At 36.0% G+C, this 17,276-nt stretch carries 16 protein-coding genes and 1 tRNA gene; 7 read left to right on the top strand and 10 right to left on the bottom strand.

Going from position 1 to position 17,276, the window contains the following annotated elements:
- Window positions 1–52: 52 nt before the first annotated feature.
- Together I862_RS01945 and I862_RS01935 are read right to left on the bottom strand one after the other, a co-directional pair.
- Window positions 53–970, bottom strand: coding sequence for a hypothetical protein (locus tag I862_RS01945; RefSeq protein WP_038538378.1), 918 nt, complete (start codon window positions 968–970; stop codon window positions 53–55).
- 537 nt (window positions 971–1,507) lie between these two features.
- A complete protein-coding gene (locus tag I862_RS01935; protein WP_038538372.1) occupies window positions 1,508–4,822 on the bottom strand; it encodes a LysM peptidoglycan-binding domain-containing protein in 3,315 nt (1,104 codons plus the stop codon).
- Window positions 4,823–5,307: 485 nt separating this feature from the next.
- Here I862_RS01935 and I862_RS01925 point away from each other — a divergent pair.
- A protein-coding gene (locus I862_RS01925) for an IS3 family transposase (protein ID WP_095666394.1) occupies window positions 5,308–6,425 on the top strand; the annotation gives its coding sequence in 2 pieces (ribosomal slippage) (window positions 5,308–5,572 and window positions 5,572–6,425; 1,119 coding nt in all).
- Here the strand turns inward: I862_RS01925 and I862_RS01920 are convergent.
- From I862_RS01920 to sucC, 5 genes are all read right to left on the bottom strand, one after another.
- Window positions 6,426–7,331: a tyrosine-type recombinase/integrase gene (locus I862_RS01920; RefSeq protein ID WP_052646313.1), complete on the bottom strand. Its 906-nt coding sequence runs from the start codon at window positions 7,329–7,331 to the stop codon at window positions 6,426–6,428.
- A gap of 336 nt (window positions 7,332–7,667) precedes the next feature.
- Window positions 7,668–7,743: transfer RNA gene (locus tag I862_RS01915), tRNA-Lys, on the bottom strand.
- 54 nt (window positions 7,744–7,797) lie between these two features.
- The gene (gene rsmD / locus I862_RS01910; protein WP_038538365.1) at window positions 7,798–8,379 is read right to left on the bottom strand and encodes a 16S rRNA (guanine(966)-N(2))-methyltransferase RsmD; all 582 of its coding nucleotides are present in this window, start codon (window positions 8,377–8,379) and stop codon (window positions 7,798–7,800) included.
- A gap of 146 nt (window positions 8,380–8,525) precedes the next feature.
- Window positions 8,526–9,404 (bottom strand): succinate--CoA ligase subunit alpha, encoded by an 879-nt coding sequence (gene sucD / locus I862_RS01905; RefSeq protein WP_038538362.1) that lies wholly within the window; start codon window positions 9,402–9,404, stop codon window positions 8,526–8,528.
- A gap of 15 nt (window positions 9,405–9,419) precedes the next feature.
- Window positions 9,420–10,601, bottom strand: coding sequence for an ADP-forming succinate--CoA ligase subunit beta (sucC, locus tag I862_RS01900; protein WP_038538358.1), 1,182 nt, complete (start codon window positions 10,599–10,601; stop codon window positions 9,420–9,422).
- 367 nt (window positions 10,602–10,968) lie between these two features.
- Here sucC and I862_RS01895 point away from each other — a divergent pair, with 367 nt between their 5' ends.
- On the top strand, window positions 10,969–11,169 hold the full coding sequence (locus I862_RS01895) for a hypothetical protein (protein WP_038538355.1): 201 nt from the start codon (window positions 10,969–10,971) through the stop codon (window positions 11,167–11,169).
- 177 nt (window positions 11,170–11,346) lie between these two features.
- Here the strand turns inward: I862_RS01895 and I862_RS01890 are convergent, their stop codons facing one another.
- Together I862_RS01890 and infA are read right to left on the bottom strand one after the other, a co-directional pair.
- Window positions 11,347–11,937 (bottom strand): Maf family protein, encoded by a 591-nt coding sequence (locus I862_RS01890; RefSeq protein ID WP_038538352.1) that lies wholly within the window; start codon window positions 11,935–11,937, stop codon window positions 11,347–11,349.
- A complete protein-coding gene (gene infA, locus I862_RS01885; RefSeq protein WP_038538349.1) occupies window positions 11,937–12,182 on the bottom strand; it encodes a translation initiation factor IF-1 in 246 nt (81 codons plus the stop codon). Before infA ends, I862_RS01890 begins: the two co-directional genes overlap by 1 nt.
- Window positions 12,183–12,313: 131 nt before the next feature.
- Here infA and trxA point away from each other — a divergent pair, with 131 nt between their 5' ends.
- The 5 genes from trxA to ftsA are packed head-to-tail and all read left to right on the top strand — an operon-like array spanning window position 12,314 to window position 16,491.
- Window positions 12,314–12,634, top strand: a complete 321-nt coding sequence (trxA, locus tag I862_RS01880; protein WP_038538346.1) for a thioredoxin — start codon at window positions 12,314–12,316, stop codon at window positions 12,632–12,634.
- Between the two features lie 3 nt (window positions 12,635–12,637).
- Window positions 12,638–13,513, top strand: coding sequence for a type I glutamate--ammonia ligase (locus tag I862_RS01875; RefSeq protein ID WP_038538343.1), 876 nt, complete (start codon window positions 12,638–12,640; stop codon window positions 13,511–13,513).
- Window positions 13,510–14,445 carry a D-alanine--D-alanine ligase gene (locus tag I862_RS01870; RefSeq protein WP_038538340.1) on the top strand — a complete coding sequence of 312 codons (936 nt, stop codon included), beginning with the start codon at window positions 13,510–13,512 and terminating at the stop codon, window positions 14,443–14,445. The genes I862_RS01875 and I862_RS01870 overlap by 4 nt, the downstream gene beginning before the upstream one ends.
- Before the next feature lie 3 nt (window positions 14,446–14,448).
- Window positions 14,449–15,234 carry a cell division protein FtsQ/DivIB gene (locus I862_RS01865; protein ID WP_038538337.1) on the top strand — a complete coding sequence of 262 codons (786 nt, stop codon included), beginning with the start codon at window positions 14,449–14,451 and terminating at the stop codon, window positions 15,232–15,234.
- A gap of 15 nt (window positions 15,235–15,249) precedes the next feature.
- Entirely contained in the window at window positions 15,250–16,491 is a 1,242-nt protein-coding gene (ftsA, locus tag I862_RS01860) for a cell division protein FtsA (protein WP_038538335.1), read from the top strand.
- Between the two features lie 198 nt (window positions 16,492–16,689).
- On the opposite strand, the gene I862_RS01855 is transcribed toward ftsA, so the two are convergent.
- The gene (locus I862_RS01855; protein ID WP_038538330.1) at window positions 16,690–17,229 is read right to left on the bottom strand and encodes a coiled-coil domain-containing protein; all 540 of its coding nucleotides are present in this window, start codon (window positions 17,227–17,229) and stop codon (window positions 16,690–16,692) included.
- Window positions 17,230–17,276: the final 47 nt, after the last annotated feature.

Raw genomic sequence — 17,276 nt, 5'->3', positions numbered from 1 at the left:
ATCTCCAACCTTTACACATTTCCTTTCCCTGATCCAATATTAATATCATCAACTATGCTTGCGTTGGGATATCATTTTTGTGTAGATGATGCGTACCTTTCTTAAAAGCTACGGTTGCCCCTTCTTTAATTAGCTTACCCGTTCCTGCAATCCCTGAAGCCTCAAGAATTGTTTTAAATGCTTCCTTTTGTTCATCGGTAAAGCTTGATTCATATTTGCTGTGAACATCTTTCCAAAACTCATTCTCTTTCCGATATAAATTTTCCTTAGCTTCCTTCCCTATAGTAGCATCATAGAATAAGTCAGCGAACTCACTATTCATTTTCAGGTAAGGATCTATTGCATAACCTAATGCCTTTTCTACCTCATCTATTGCATCCCTTATGAATTGAGCAGTTTTAGGGTTTTCTCGTTTGAATTCTTTAATCCCGCTTCCCGTCGTGTGTAACATTAACCCAAAAGGAGAGGTTGTAAAGTCACCTTCTTTTTGATACCGAGCATATGCTCCTCTTAAGTAGTCATCCAGTAATTCATCATTATATAAATTATATTCTATAGTATAAGGGTTTTCTAAAATATTATTGTTAACATTGTTATTAACATGATGCTCATATAATTCCCATTGCCACTTACTTAATTCGCGTCTTTTAAATTCCTCGTATTTCAAATCGCCTGCGCGGTTTGCATTATCATCCCCCGCATTAGTTGTGTAATCATGGTTATCGGATATTCGGGTTGCTTTCGCTGAATCCTGTGCTGTGTAACCCGCTTCTTTATTACTCCATAGTTGTTCACCGTCCATAGAGCACATTCCATCTATACAACTATATGTCGGTTGGGAGGAAGATCGGGGTTCAGCCTTGTTGTTGCTTCTATCGGGCTCAGGTTGGGTAAATGCGACTTTAGTATCTGTATTATCATTTGCAGCTTTATGGTGCTTATGATTGTCGCTACTGCCTTTTGAACCCATTTGTTTATTAGCACCGTGAGGTAGGATTATCTTGCTTATCTTCCTGTATATCGTCAATTAGCCTTTTATCTTTATTTCCTTCCAATTCAGGCCTAATTTTTAAATTCTTAAGTTTCACAATCTTGCTTTTTCTATTTTTTGATATTTAATTTAACTATGCTTAAAAATAAATACAACATATAAAAATTAATAAATAAGTAAACCAGTAATATCAAAATAATAAATATGAAGTCATTATTATATTCTAAAAATTGAAATACTACTAAATACCCAATTCCTCTACAACAAACGAAAATATTCATTATAAAAAAAGGTAGGAATAAAATTTTATATTTTCTAGGGAATTTTATTATAAAAATTGATATAATTAAAAATATATTGGAAATAGAAAAAAATATATTTATTTCTTCTTTTCCCAAGAAGGAAATTTGAAATAATATAAAATATAAAACTGATAGTATTGGTATAATTAATTTGAGTATTAGATATTTCTTTCTAAATATATTAATGTTAAAAAATTTTTTAATCTTACTCATATTACTTTGCTTTACTCCCAGGTTCGTAATAAAAATTATTTTCCCAATTTTCTTTAGGCCAATTTGATTCTTGGTTACTTAGCCTTACCCTAGCGCCATTCCTTACTACTTCAGGGTTTTTTGTCCAAAGTGATGGATGAAGAACACTTGGTCTATCAACTTTCAAGCCGTTATGTAAAATAATTTTCTCTTTATCAGTAGTATAGTATTCCTTAAAAATAATGCTATCATGTTTTATCCAGTCTTGTGGAAAATTATAATCATAGTCACTGAAACTTTTTTTCATTATATCTCTAGATAATTTTACTATTTCCAACCAATCTCCACCATTTTCAGCAACATATAAGCCTATTTCTTTACCTATTCTATTATTATGCAAATCTGACATTGTGCCTTTACTCGGTGATGAAATTTCGTGAAGAGTTAAAATAATACCACTTAAATAAGATTTTCTAGTAAGTTCAGCAGCCCATAATAAATGCCTATAAGCATCAGCTGGGCCATCTTCTCTGCCAGGCAACTGTGAAGCAACTGCTTCAGCTTTCGCTTTATCTATTGCAAGTCCTTTTTCCATCCAACGGATTCCATCATCAACCTTATCTTCGCTCCATTTATATGCTTTTTGAAGCTTTAATTCTATTGACCTTAAAAGCTCCTCTTTGTTATTATCGTTTGTGGATAATCCGATATTTTGAAATATAGGTTCATCTACACTATTACTCCTATCATTACCCCGTAGTTGTTCCCCGTCCATAGAGCACATTCCATCTATACAAGTATATGTCGGTTGTGAGGAAGATCGGGGTTCAGCCTTGTTGTTGCTTCTATCGGGCTCAGGTTGGGTAAATTTGGATTTAGTATCTGTATTATCATTTGTAGGCTTATTGGGCTTTTGATTACCGCTATTGCCTTTTGAACCCGTTTGTTTACTGGCGCCCTGAGGTAGGATTAATTTTTCTCCTTCCTTAATCAGTATTATTGTTCTGCCTTGCTTATCAACAGAGGTTTTATCTTTTAAGTTAGGGTTTGCTTCTAAAATATCATCTCTGCTCACCCCGTACTCAGCTGCTATACCATCTACAGTATCTCCTATCTCAACCTCATGTATTTTAACTTCAGCGCGCTTCATCGATTCGTCAAGTTTGTTTTTTACATACTCGGTCGTTTCATCATACCTAAAGAGCATATCATCCGCTTGCTCTCTTACAGGCCTCATTCTTTCCGCCTTCTCTTTTTCAGCCTTAGCCTCAGCCTCAGCCTTCTCCTTCTCATGCATTTCAACTCTGCTTCTCACAAAGTTTACACCTTCGCTGGCTAGAAACTGTGCTATATTACTTATCCCTTCTTTCTTAACGCTATATAATCCTCCGGTTAATAACCTCACTAAATTATTTTTAAATCTTGATATATCTGAAGAGTAATCCCCTTTTAATGCTTGACCTATCTTATCACATATCGTAATCAGCCCGACATCTCTTATTGCTTGTGTTGCAGGGCTTACATTGAGCTTTTTAAGTGATTGGCAGTTATTATAATCTATCCCTCCGTTTACTAAATATCCCTGACTGCTGATCGCATCCATCAGCTCCACCGATACAACTTCGCCAAAACTACTCACTAACTGACTTTGCATCATATTATAACTATTAAGTGCATTTCTTTCTGCAAGACTTTTAATCCTTGCTTGCATCTTCTCTATAAAATGATCCAGCGCTTCACTGCTCTTTATCCCGTTCATGGCAAGCGTAGTTACTCCGTTAAAGACTGTACCGGCTACATTAAACCCTCCTCCTATATTCCCAAATCCCGTGCCGCTCGCAACTAATCCTATTACGCTTGATAGTCCTCCAAGGATACTCTGGGTACCTGTATCGGTAAATTTCTTGCTATAGCCTTTAATTATCTCTTCAGCCTGCTTCATTAGCATATTTTCTATAGCTTGGTTATTCTTGTTCCAGGTATCTGCTGCAAATATTTGCTTTAACTGCGCCATATACTGAGCAACTAAAGTTTCTACTTCATTTCTAACTTTTGCTTCCAATTCATCTTTATCTAATGCCGCATGCTTACCTACATTGTATAAAACGGCTCCTACCGCCTGTATTCCTACTGCAATTACAGCTCCTTCCTTTATGAATGTAGCTACTTTTCCCGCTTCTTCTAAACCTTTGGCTAGACCTTCAAATACTCCTAGGTTAGTTCCTAACTGACCAAGTCCTGCGGTTATTAAATTTATAGCATAGGTTATTCCTTTAGATTTAAAGAACTCTATCGGGTCAATCGGGGTGCCGTTAATTATAGATATTGTGCTTGATACTATATCACTTATCCCGCTTATTATCATCCCTTTGGCAAATAGTACTGAAAAGGCTGATAATTGACCAGTCATAATTAATGTTACTCCTATTACGATCTGAGCAATACCGATAAGTGCAGAAAAGATAGTTCCAAACCAATCTTCGTCATTATCTAAGTCATATGCTTCTATCTCAAATAATCTTCCTCCTAAATCCTCAATTTCAGCGGCGGTTATCTGGCTACCTTTGAATATCACCGGGTCAGCCAAGCTGGTTAAAAGAGTTCTACTGTTTGCTTTAGTTTCAATGCTGTTATTTGCAAACTGCATGATTGCTTCAGTCATATTTATTTTATTTATTACTTCACTTAACCCTACTCCTCGTTTAACCCTTATCCCTTGCTCCCCACTACTTTCTGAAATAACATTTATGTTACCGGCTATAAGCTCCATAATCTTTTTATACAACTCTATTGAGCCGGCTAACTGCAATGTTAGATCATCTGTAGAGTTTATTACGTTATGCATCATTAAATATGCAAGCTGGCTTTCGAGCTGCGGTATTACCGTATCATTTATTGCCCTATAAGCATTTATAGAGTGCTCGTAAAATGTTTGTTTTATCCTGCCTGCATCTTTATCTTGATCAATATCTACAATGCCTTTGCTCTCCTTAAGCAGATAAAAGTAACTTAGAGCATTATGAATCGTCCAGGAATAAACATCATCTAAGCTTTTAGCACGTTCTAAGAAAGTCATTGCTTCACTTAGCGGGTCTGTAACCTCATATTCTCCAAACATGGATTGAAATATACTGCTTACCGTACCGGTAACTTTATTGACTGCATCTCTAAATACACCTGCTCCCCAGGATATAAAGCTATTCAAACTACCTTCGTCATTTTCGTTCGGATCGCCTGCAGTCGTTGTAAGAAAATTATTAAAGCGGTATTGCTCTCGATCATAATAAATATTTTCATAATCCCAAGCTTTTAAAACTAAAAGGTGAGGATTAGTCATTAACTTATTTGAAGTATGAAGCTTATTAATTTCTTCTTTGAATGTTTTAAAACTTTTAGAAATAGTATCATTCTTTTCTTGATGATACTTTTCTAACTCCGTTTGTTCTTCTTGAGTATCTATTTTACACTCAATTTCTTCAAATAGTGATTTTCCATGCTCTCTTAACCATATAGCCCAAAGTTCGTGAACCCTCCTGATCTCCTGCTCGTAGTTATATAGCTCTCTATCCTTAGTCCAAAAAAGGTAATACTTTCGTAGCTCAACTTTCTCTAATAGCTCTGGAGTAACCTTAGTTGTAGTATTTAAATGTTTAAAATCATTATCTTCTAATAAAAGATGCTGTAAATACTTTGGCTTAAGAGGATGAGATTTTGAGTTAGTTTTACTATTTTGTCCTGCCCCCGTATAATAGCTCCATGAATAGGTTAGTAAATAGATAGCTATTGAGCTAATCTATAAATAAATTTAGATGGAGTAATTATATGATGAAGAAGAAATATAATAGTGAGCAGATAATAAGGTTATTAAGGCAGGCAGAGGTAATACTTAGCCAGGGAGAGAGCGTTATCAGGATGTGCAAACAGTTAGGTATTTCTGATGCTACATATTATAAATGGCGTAAAGAATATGGCGGCATGGAGATTTCCCAGATTAAACGTCTAAAGAATCTTGAGGTTGAGAATATGCGTTTAAAACGCGCTGTAGCTGAGCTTACCCTTAGTAATTTAATACTAAAAGATGTAGCTGAGGGAAACTAATAAGCGCTGAGCAGAAGCGTAAAGCAGTAGTATCAGCATGTCAAAAATATGATATATCAGAGCGTAAGGCATGTAGATTATTGTATGTCTCTCGCTCTGTTCAGCGCTATATACCTAAAAAAGCTAATGATGAAGATGCTCTTCGTAAAGATATTATAGATATAGCAACTAAATATGGACGTTATGGCTATCGCCGGATAACAGCATTACTAAAAGCTGACGGATGGCAAGTTAACCATAAACGGGTTGAGCGTATTTGGCGTGAAGAAGGATTAAAAGTCCCCAAAAAGCAGAAGAAGAGAGGAAGGTTATACTTTAATGATGGTAGCTGTATTAGACTTAGGCCATTATATGCTAATCATGTGTGGAGTTACGATTTTGTAACGGATAGGCTAAGTAATGGCAGGAAGATCAGGATGCTAACGGTAATAGATGAATTTAGTCGTAAATGCTTAGCAATCAAGGTTGGTTATAACCTTACATCTGATAATGTGATTGATGTATTATCTAAGTTATTTATGACGGAAGCGATACCTGATTTTATCCGTTCAGATAATGGCAGTGAGTTTACTGCTAAAACTCTTCAGAAATGGTTAGAAGTGCTAAAGGTAAAAACAGCATATATTACTCCCGGTAGCCCATGGGAGAATGGATTCAATGAAAGGTTTAACGGTAGCCTTAGAGATGAATTACTAAATGGAGAATCATTTTGTACATTAAATGAAGCACAAGTTATTATAGAAAACTGGCGTAAACACTACAACGAAATTAGACCTCATAGCTCTCTAAATTACAAGCCGCCAGCTCCTAATACAATCGTTAACTACATGACTTGTCACTAACTAAAAACTGGAACATATTTCGGGGGCTTGACATTTAGGCCTTAGCGGATGAGCTTGTATCTCTTTTAGTAAACTAGTCACATTAGCTCCTATATGGACTATACGGGCACCGGTCTTAGAGTCAGGCAGGCGTATACAGGAACTATTATAATCTATATAACCCCATTTCAAAGTTTGAATCTCCCCAAGCCTGCAACCTGTATAAAGTAAAAGCTCAATGCAATAAACGGCTGCTATGTTCTCACTATCATCAGTCTTCATTTGTTGTAATACTTGCCCTAGGCGCTTAGCTTCTTCTTTACTTAAGAATCGTTCTCGCTTCTGCTCTGTATATTTCTTAATATGCTTGCAGGGATTGGTGCCGGCAACTCTTAAACCCCACATTTCGGCAAGATTAAACATAACAGATAACACAGCCAGGCAACGGTTAGCTTTGTATTGGATGTGGTTCATTGTATGATGGATATAAGCAATATCGGCACGAGTAACTTCCGAGATTTTCATGTTACCTAAGGAAGGAAGTATATGCTGATTGAGGTAATGCTCATATCCTTTTATAGTACGTTTTTTACAGTGAGAAGGGATATATTCCAGATAACGAGCAGCAAGTTCTTTCATATTTGCTTCCAGAGCTTTTTTAGTTTTTTCTGCTTGCGGGTCTCCTCCGTCTTTAACCTTGGCTAACATGGTAATTGCTTTATCCCTGGCTTTTTCTACCGTTATAATACCGTGTTGCCCTAGCGCTAGCCTTTTAACGGATTTATTAGCCATATATTGTAGGTAGTAATGGCGTTTGCCTGTTGGTGATATTCTTACACAAAATCCGGGAACTTGAGTATCAAATATAAAATAAGGTTTTTCCTTTACCTCAGCGTTTTCAATTATTGTTTTAGTTAGCTTTGTCATCTTTTGTCTTAATTAAGTTTTGCTTATAAATTCAGGTGTTACCGTACAAAGGCTTGCAAAGTCAACCGTAATTAAGTTCTGATAAAAGTGGTTAGAAAACAAAATAATCAAATCGAAATGAGAGTGTAAAAGGATAATTTTGTGTACTAACCGTGTACTAAAGAGGGGGAAAGTTTCTAAGTATAATATCAATAAAATGAGAAGAAAAAAGCTGCTAATATATTCGTAAATACAATAGGTTAGGGCGAAGATAAGAGGGGAGGGGAAGAATATTTTAGTATTAGTGAGTAAAAAATATAAGAAAGGGCTGGAGAGTGCTATTTGTGGGGCTTTAAGTGGTGATCCCGACGCGACTCGAACGCGTGACCAATTGATTAAAAGTCAATTGCTCTACCAACTGAGCTACGGGATCATCCTGTCATGGGTCATTTATATATCATAGTTATCACATAAAACAAGCATTTTTTTACTTATGGCCTAAAAATCTGCAAATTGTGAGTGCTGAAGAGCCATATACTTTTGAAGAAAGAATTTCATATCCCGGGCTTAAAACAAACTTATCTCTTCTGGCATGTTCAATAATTATAAAGTTCTGTTTATCAATCCAATTGCCTTCTTCTAAAGCTTTAAGAGAAGAGGTAATGATGTTTGGCATATTGTAAGGGGGGTCTAACAAAATTAAATTATATTTCTTATGGTTGCTTTTAAGCTTTGTAGCATCACAGACTATGAATTCAGAGTTTGTAAGCTCGTTAAAATTTTCTACGTTTTGCTTAGAGATCGCAATATGAGATGGTTCCTTGTCAATAAAAGTTACAAATTTTACACCTCTCGATAACGCTTCCAAGCCTAATGCTCCTGAGCCGCAGAATAAATCAAGAACATTGGCACTTCCCATAAAATTTTCAATTTCAAAGGTTGTGCTATTAATAATATTAAAAATAGCCTCTCGAGTTTTTTCGGTGCTTGGCCTAAAGTTTTTAGCATTGTTACCTTTTAAGGCGGTAAGTATTTTTCGGTTCTTATGTTTTCCGGTGATAATACGCATTATATATACTCACGATTTAATTTTAATAATTTCTAACATATCATTTTTACTATCTCCAGATTTGCTTACATAATTTTTCTGCTAAAAAAGCACTATTAGCTTTTTCGGAACTAATAGTGCTTTTAAAATGTGATTAGTTATAAAGCTTATTTGGATTTTAATGCATCCAGCATTGTAGTCCCTAAGCTTGCAGGAGACTCAGAGACAAATATACCGGCACTTTTCATTGCCTCGATCTTGCTTTCAGCTGTATCTTGCCCGCCTGAAACTATTGCACCTGCGTGCCCCATTCTTTTACCAGGAGGAGCAGTTATTCCTGCAATGAACCCTACTACCGGTTTCTTGGTTTTTGACTCTTTAATAAAGTTTGCACCGTCGACTTCAGCAGTACCACCGATTTCACCGATCATGATAATTGCTTCGGTTTCTTCATCTTTCACAAAAAGCTCAAGTACATCTACGAAGTTAGTGCCGTTTACCGGATCACCACCAATACCCACACACGTGGATTGTCCTAAGTTTACGGCAGTAGTCTGTGCAACTGCTTCATAAGTTAAAGTACCTGATCTTGATACTATACCGATCTTACCCGGTTTATGAATGTAACCCGGCATAATACCGATCTTACATTGATCGGGGGTGATAACACCCGGGCAGTTGGGGCCGATAAGCCTTGACTTTGAGCCGACCAATGCACGTTTAACTCTCACCATATCTAACACGGGGATACCTTCGGTGATACAAACTATAAGCTCAACTTGAGCATCTATAGCTTCTAAAATAGCATCGGCTGCAAATGCAGGCGGGACATAAATTACCGATGCATTAGCTTGTGTTTTTTTAACCGCTTCATCTACGGTATTAAATACCGGAAGATTCAGGTGTGTTGTGCCGCCTTTGCCGGGAGTAACACCACCAACCATTTTCGTGCCGTACGCAACTGCTTGCTCGGAATGGAAAGTGCCTTGTGCTCCGGTGAAACCTTGGCATATTACTTTAGTATTAGAATTTACCAGAATAGACATTTGTTAACCTTTAAATTATTTGATTGCACTTACGATTTTTTGAGCTGCGTCAGCTAAATCATTTGCCGGAATTAAAGCAAGCCCTGAAGAGGAAAGCATTTCTTTGCCTTTATCAGCATTTGTTCCTGCGAGTCTAACAACTACAGGCACCTGCACCCCAACTTCTTTAGCAGCATGAATTACTCCTTCTGCAATAATGTCGCATCTCATAATTCCGCCAAAGATATTAACTAAAATGCCTTTCACGTTCTTATCCGAAAGAATTAATTTAAAAGCTTTAGTAACTTTTTCTTTAGTTGCTCCGCCGCCCACGTCTAAAAAGTTTGCAGGTGAACCGCCGTAAAGCTTAATGATATCCATGGTAGCCATTGCAAGCCCGGCACCATTTACCATGCAACCGATGTTCCCTTCCATCTTAATATAGTTAAGGTCATCCTTATGAGCTTCAACCTCAAGTGGATCTTCTTCATGCTCATCGCGAAGTTCGGCGATCTCAGGGTGCTTGTAAAGAGCATTTGCATCAAAGTTAATTTTTGCATCAAGTGCTAATATGCTACCGTCTGTAGTTTCAATAAGCGGGTTGATTTCAATTTGATTAGCATCGGTTGCGATGAACGCATTATATAAGTTCCTCGCAAGCTTAGAAAGAGCCTTAACTTTATCACCTTCAAAGCCGAGCCCAAAAGCAATTTTTCTCAGGTGAAAATCCTGAATTCCATATGCAGGATCAACTGCAACTTTTACGATTTTTTCAGGATGAGCTTCAGCTACTTCTTCAATTTCTACTCCGCCTTCAGTGGATGCTATAAACACCAAGCCGCCTGTCATTCTATCAAGAACTAAAGATAGGTAATATTCTTTCTTAATATGAGAGCCTTTCTCAATATAAAGCCTTCTTACCATCTTTCCTTCAGGCCCGGTTTGCTTTGTGATTAGTGTCATGCCAAGCATTCTTTTTGCTTCCGCTTCTACATCTTCAATGGTTTTAACAACTTTAACACCACCTGCTTTGCCTCTGCCGCCTGCATGAATTTGAGCTTTCACTACCCAAATAGAATCTTTGTCTTTAGTATCAGCCGGAATTAGCTTGTTAGCCGCAGCAACTGCTTCTTCAACGCTAAATGCCGCTTCTCCCGTCGGTACAGATACCCCATATTTTGCAAGCACTTGTTTTGCCTGATACTCATGAATATTCATTTAATTTTATCTCCAATTACCAATAAACACTACACATCATAGAATAGTAATAAATCACAATATTTACAAGTTTTTAAAATTCATAATTTTTTCTAAGTTATTTAATGTCTAATAAATAAATATGACCTATAAAGTTAATTTATTATAAAAAATAATAAAAATTAAGTGTAATAATAATTTATTTTTGTATATAATGCCAAAATGGGATGAAAGGATTTTTACTTAATCTGGAGGCTTCAAGAATCTGCGGTTTTATAAATTTAAATTTTTTATTAACTTTTTATTAAGAATTTGTTAAATATATGGGGTATGGGGTTTAGTTGATCCTGCTGTAATAGTAATATTAACTGGCTTTTAGAGCTTTTTTATGATTGAAGACATAAAGTATTTTAAAGAATTAGAAAGATTGCGCTTTGAACAAGAGCTGCTTGAAGAGGAGATTAGTGAACTTATGAAGTGTAAGGTTATTAATCAATTTCTTATATTTAATTTAAGAAAAAGGAAAGGGCGGGTAAAAGAATCTATTGCAACAATATGCTCAACTGTTTATACAAATATCATAGCTTAAAGTCAGGTTTTAATAAATACTTAACTTTTAAGCGATTTTTATCCCAAGTTGTTAATATAAATATGTAGGTAAAATATAAGTATATATTAATTAATATAAAGATGTGCTTCTAAAATTAACTGTATTTTATTGCCAAGCTTAATTTATATGTAAGTTATCTTCTGCAAAGAATTACAGCTAAGTGCTTTTGCTTCCGACCATCGGTTTCAGCCCTAAAGAGCTTAAGATTTTATAAGTTATGTTTAAGTTTAACCCAATTACATTAGTGTCAGAGCCGATAATATATTCTATAAACATATTAGCCATACCCTGAATAGAATAGGCGCCTGACTTTCCTTCCCACTGCCGGGATGCTATATATAAATCCAACTCTTCAGCAGAAATTCTTTTAAATTTAACTGTGGTATGTGAAATTTTAGTAATTACTTTTTCTTTGTAAATTGCTGAAACTCCCGTATAGGTTCTATGCTTATGACCTGAAAGAAAGTTAAGAAAAGCGCGCGCTTCCTCTGTTCCTTCAGGTTTTCCGATAACTCTTCTTCCTCTTGCAACCACAGTATCTGCTGCAAGTATTATATCATCCTTATGCTCGCTTTGCGCTCTCTTAGCTTTCTCATAGGATAATCTTTTTACTAAAGCTGAAGGCAGTTCTTTTTTGAGAGGAGTTTCATCTATCTCGGGGGCGAAGATGAGGTCGGGTGTGTATCCGATTTGCTTAAGTAAAGATAATCTTCTCGGTGAGGTTGAGGCAAGGATAAGTTTAGGCATTATTCCTCAACGGGAGCGGGGATGCCGTCTTTATGTCTATGTTTTACTCTTCCTTTGGAAAGGTCGTAAGGAGTCATCTCCACGGTAACATCGTCACCGGCTAAAACTCTTATTCTGTTTTTTCTCATTTTGCCGGAAGTATAAGCAATAATCTCATGCCCGTTTTCAAGAAGCACTCTAAAAGTCGCGTTTGGTAAAAGTTCTACTACTTTTCCTTTAAATTCAAGTAATTCTTCTTTAGCCATGAATCTCTAAAATATATATATTGATTTGTAAACTTATACCACTATTTCGTATACTTTCAAGCGCGTATTGACAATATAACCTATTTAAAATAGCATCTAATCAGTTTAAATGTATTAATAGGGACTTAATAATGTCAAATTCAGTAACCGATACAACTTTTGAAAAAGAAGTAAAAGAACATAAGGGATATGCCTTAGTTGATTTTTGGGCGGAATGGTGTGGTCCATGCAGGCAGCTGAGCCCGATTGTTGATGAAATTGCTTCCGAATTTGAAAACCAAGTTAAAGTGTTGAAAATGAATATTGATGAAAACCCGGATACCCCGACTAAAATGGGCGTTCGTGGCATACCGACGTTAATGCTGTTCCAAGACGGCAAGCATATTGCTACAAAAGTTGGGTCTATGCCTAAGAGTACATTAAGTGATTGGATAAATTCAGAAATAAAATAAGTTGTGGTTACCGGAAATTTAAAAAAGCTCATTCTTAATTTGCAGGATGAGCTTTTTTCTACTCTCAACCTTACTCCTCAAATCGGTTTTGAACTTGAGTTTTATCTTACTGATTTAAAGGATAATCAAATTGATCATCTTCAAGCTTCTCTGCTTAGGCAGCTTTTGGCTGAACAAAACATAATACTTGAAGAAGAGAAGGGAAGGGGGCAATTTGAGGTGCAATCAAACTATACTTCCGATTTACCCATACTGATAACTTACTTGGAGGAGCTGAAAGCCATTTTAGGGAAGCATTCCAGAGCATGTGGTTACTTGGTTAATTTTGATCCGAAGCCGTTCCCGGGAGATTACGGTTCTTCACTGCATGTACATCTAAATTTTCTTAATAAAGAAGAGAGAAATTTTTTTTCTTTAGCTAATACTAATCAGAGTTATGAATTAAAGAAATGCATATACGGAATACTTGATATTATAAGAGAGGGAATATATTTTTTCGGGGGTGAGAAAGATTTTAGTAGATTTAGTGCAAAATTTATGGCTCCAATTAATATTAGTTGGGGAGGAAATAACCGAACAACCGCAATTAGGGTTCCTGATAGTAAACCTGAGTTTAGAAGAATTGAACTTAGAGTGCCTTCGGCAAATGCATCACTTGAAAAAGTGATTGCTTTTGTATTAATTGGGGCATTACACGGCTTAAAAAATGAGAATTTATATTATGAAAGAATCTATGGAAATGCATTTGATGAACAGTATGCTTTACAATTGCTACCTAAGGATTTAAAAGAAGCAGAAAATATTTTTCATGAGCAAGGAGTGCTCAAAAATTATTTGGAAGAATTCCAATACTATGAGAGGGAAGAAAAAAATATATGAGTAATAAGTTTAAGCATGTAGCAGTATTAATGGGCGGCTTATCTGCTGAGCATGACGTTTCTATAATGTCAGGGGAACAGGTAGTTAAAATTTTAAATGAGCTGGGATATAAGGTGAGTATTATAGATCCGAAAGAAGATATTGCAATAAAGCTTGCTGAGGTCAAGCCTGATGTTGTGTTTAATGCGTTACATGGAACTTATGGAGAAGACGGCGCTATAGTAGGGGTATTGGAAACTATGAAAATTCCTTACACGCATTCAGGAATTATGGCTTCTGCGATTGGGATTAATAAAAGGATGGCCAGAGAAATAGTGGCAAGCAGGGGTGTTAAGGTTGCGCCCGGAAAAGTTGTTACCTTAGAAGAAGTAGTCGAAGCATCTAAAGCTAAAGAGGGGTTATTTCCAAAGCCGTATGTAATTAAACCTGTGCAGCAAGGCTCAAGTTTGGGTGTGCATATTATAAAAGAAGGTGATAATTTCCAGTTTGATTATAAAGATTGGAAGTATGGTAATCAGCTTTTAATTGAAGAATTTATTCCCGGTAAAGAGCTGAGTGTAGCATATTTTAACGGCAGAGCTTTAGGTGTGCTTGAACTGAGACCGAAAGTCAAGTTTTTAGATTATGAAGCAAAATATACCGATGGGGTTACCGATCATATATTTCCGGCGGAAATTCCGGAAGATGTTTATAAAAAAGCGCTAAAATATGCTGAAGTCGTGCATGAAGCGCTGGGGTGCAGAACAGTAAGCAGATGCGATTTCAGATATAATGAAAACCAAGGTAGCGAAGGATTATACTTCCTTGAGATTAACACGCATCCGGGGCTTACCAAGTATTCAATGGTACCGGATCTGATATTAAGAGTCGGCCTAACTATGAAAGATTTAGTGGAGCAGTTAATAAGTGATGCTAAGTATGAAATCAATTAAAAAATGAAGCAGCAAACTTATAAAATTAAATCACGACAAACTTTGCTTAAAGCAAAAGCACAAAGACTAAGAACTTTTAAGCTGAAGATTTTTACTTTAGTTTTTTTAAGCATAGTCGGTTATTACATTTTTCCTCATGGTGCTTTTGATAATATCCCGAGCTTACCGAACAAATTTTTAAAGCAGAAAGTTTTTACTTTGGATGAGGTTGAAATATTAGGAGTAAATAAACTAAGTTATAATCAAGTTTTAAAAACTGCCGAATTAGATGAAGTTAAAAATATATTTGATATAGACTTAATCTCTCTTAGAGAAAAGCTTAAAACCAATCCTTGGATTGAAGGAGCAAGCTTAAGTAGGATATTGCCCTCAAAAATAAAAATCTTAATTAAAGAAAGAGTGCCAAGTGCGATTTGGTGGTATAAAGGGAAGTTTTATTTGGTTGACCATAGCGGGTTTGTTATAGAAAAAGTATCGGAAAATAGTCTTAAAACCGGCTATTTGCTGATAGTAGGAGAAGATGCTAATAAAGATTATCATGTTATTCAAGATATGCTGTTTCATAACAAATTATCAAACCGGGTATTATCAATTATTAAAATCGGTAATAGAAGGTGGGATCTTTACTTACAAGGAGATTTACAAGTGAAGTTACCGGAAGTTAATGTAGAGAAATCATTGGAAATTCTTACAAATATAGTTAAATATAAAAATAATGATTTGAGCGTTATTGATTTAAGGCTCATCCCTGATAAAATTTATATTGAATACAAATCAAAAGACGGATAACTGGAAGCATAAATTATGCCTAAACAAAGAAGTAACATTGTGGCTGTATTAGATCTCGGGAGCTCTAAGGTAGTTTGTTTTATAGCCCGAATGGGTACCCAAGGGAGAATTGAAATACTCGGCGTCGGGCATCATGCTTCCCATGGCATTAGAGCCGGAATTATAACTGATATTAAAGCAACCGAGAAATCAATCATTTATGCAGTAGAAGCGGCTGAAAAACTTGCCGGCGAAAGCATACAGAAGATTTATATCGGGATGACTTCCAATAATTTAATTTCACATAGAGTGCCATCTGAAATGGTGGTGACCGGACATGAAATAAATGAGAAGATATTAAATAAGTTGCTTTTCCAAGTGATCGATAAATATAACGATCAGGAAATAGAGATCATTCATTCCTTTCCGTATGATTATATGCTTGACGGGAATAGGGGGATTGAGAGTCCGCTCGGCATGTACGGTAATAAAATTTCCTGTGATTTCCATATTATTTCCGGGCAAGCAAGCACATTGTTAAATATTGCTAATTGTGCGGCAAGATGCCAACTGGAAGTGGAAGGTTATATCTCTTCGGCTTATGCAAGCGGTATAGCATGCCTAACTGCCGATGAGATGGATTTGGGGGTAACTTTAATTGAGTTTGGGGGTAGCTGTACCTCGGTTTCAGTTTTCAGCAGAGGTAATTTAATTTTTACCGACGGAGTTCCACTTGGTGGAATTAATGTTACTAATGATATTGCAAGAGGGCTTTGTACTGATTTTACTAATGCGGAGCGGGTAAAAAACCTTTACGGAGGAGTTATTATAACCCCTTCGGATGAGCGGGAAATGATCGAAGTTCCTTTAACTGATGATGATGACAGTGAGATGAATGTTGTACCTAAAACCATGCTGGTTGAAATAATCCGCGCCAGAGTTGAAGAGATTTTGGAAATTATCCAGCATAAGCTTGATGAAAGTGGAGTGAGTAGGCAGGGTGGAAATAAAATAGTTATCACAGGTGGAGCTTGCCAGCTTTCCGGGATGAAAGAGTTGGTCGGGCATATATTTTCTAAAACCGTAAGAGTAGGGTACCCGATAAAATTAGAAGGATTAGGGGGAAATTCGAGCGGAGTTTCATTCGCAACACCGGTCGGGATGTTGATACACTTGACCGAAACAGAAAATTCAATGGATCCCTTCGGTTTAAGAAGTTCAAATAATGACGGATTATTTAAAAATTTGTTTCGTTGGCTAAAACAGAATTTTGCTTAAATGCATTCTATGTCCGGTAAATCAAATTGAATATCTTATATATTTATTTGAATAAAACTTCAGAGCTACCTTAATGAAATATTAGTGCCCTCCTTCGCTCCTTAGATAAGTAGCATTTATAAAAATTACTAACTAACTTTTTTATATATTTTTACTATATATATAATTAGGATTGAGCGAGAGGTAGAATAAATATGCCTAAACAGGAAAATTCTTAACAATAAGAACTACTGCAAATGCAATAAAAAGAGGTATGATCCATTTTAAAAGGTCTCTTTTAATTTCCTTGAATTCCAGCTTTGTTTCGGTAGCTTCTTGCTTTGCGCTGTTGATATCCTGTTTAAGTTCATTTGCGGAGTCATCGATTTCCTGTTCTATTTCAGATTTGGTGCTCGCGATATCCTGCTTTAGTTCATTTATAGAATCATTGATTTCCTGTTTTATTTCAGATTTTGTATTTGCGATATCCTGCTTGAGTTCCGAATTAATTTCGACCAATTCTGTTTTTATTTCACTGAGCTCGGATTTAGTAGCTATTTCACTTCTGAGTATTTCAATATCCTTTCTAATTAAAGCGAGCTCCTGTTCTATTTTTGTACTCTGGTTGTTAGCTGTATCATTAGTCGAGTCATGTTCTTTGCTAACCATAATGGCATTAATAATCTCGCTTGCCTGCTCTTCGGGAACTCCTCTATCAGTTAGCTTCTTCACTGCGTCATAAGAATTAAAGGCTTTCATTTTCAAATACTTATATATTTAAATTAAGTGTAATTTAAATATATTTT

This window comes from endosymbiont of Acanthamoeba sp. UWC8, from assembly GCF_000730245.1.
Classification (GTDB): Bacteria; Pseudomonadota; Alphaproteobacteria; order Rickettsiales; family Midichloriaceae; genus Jidaibacter.
Note: the sequence above shows the minus strand (reverse complement) of the source record. Positions and strands in the feature narration are given on the sequence as shown.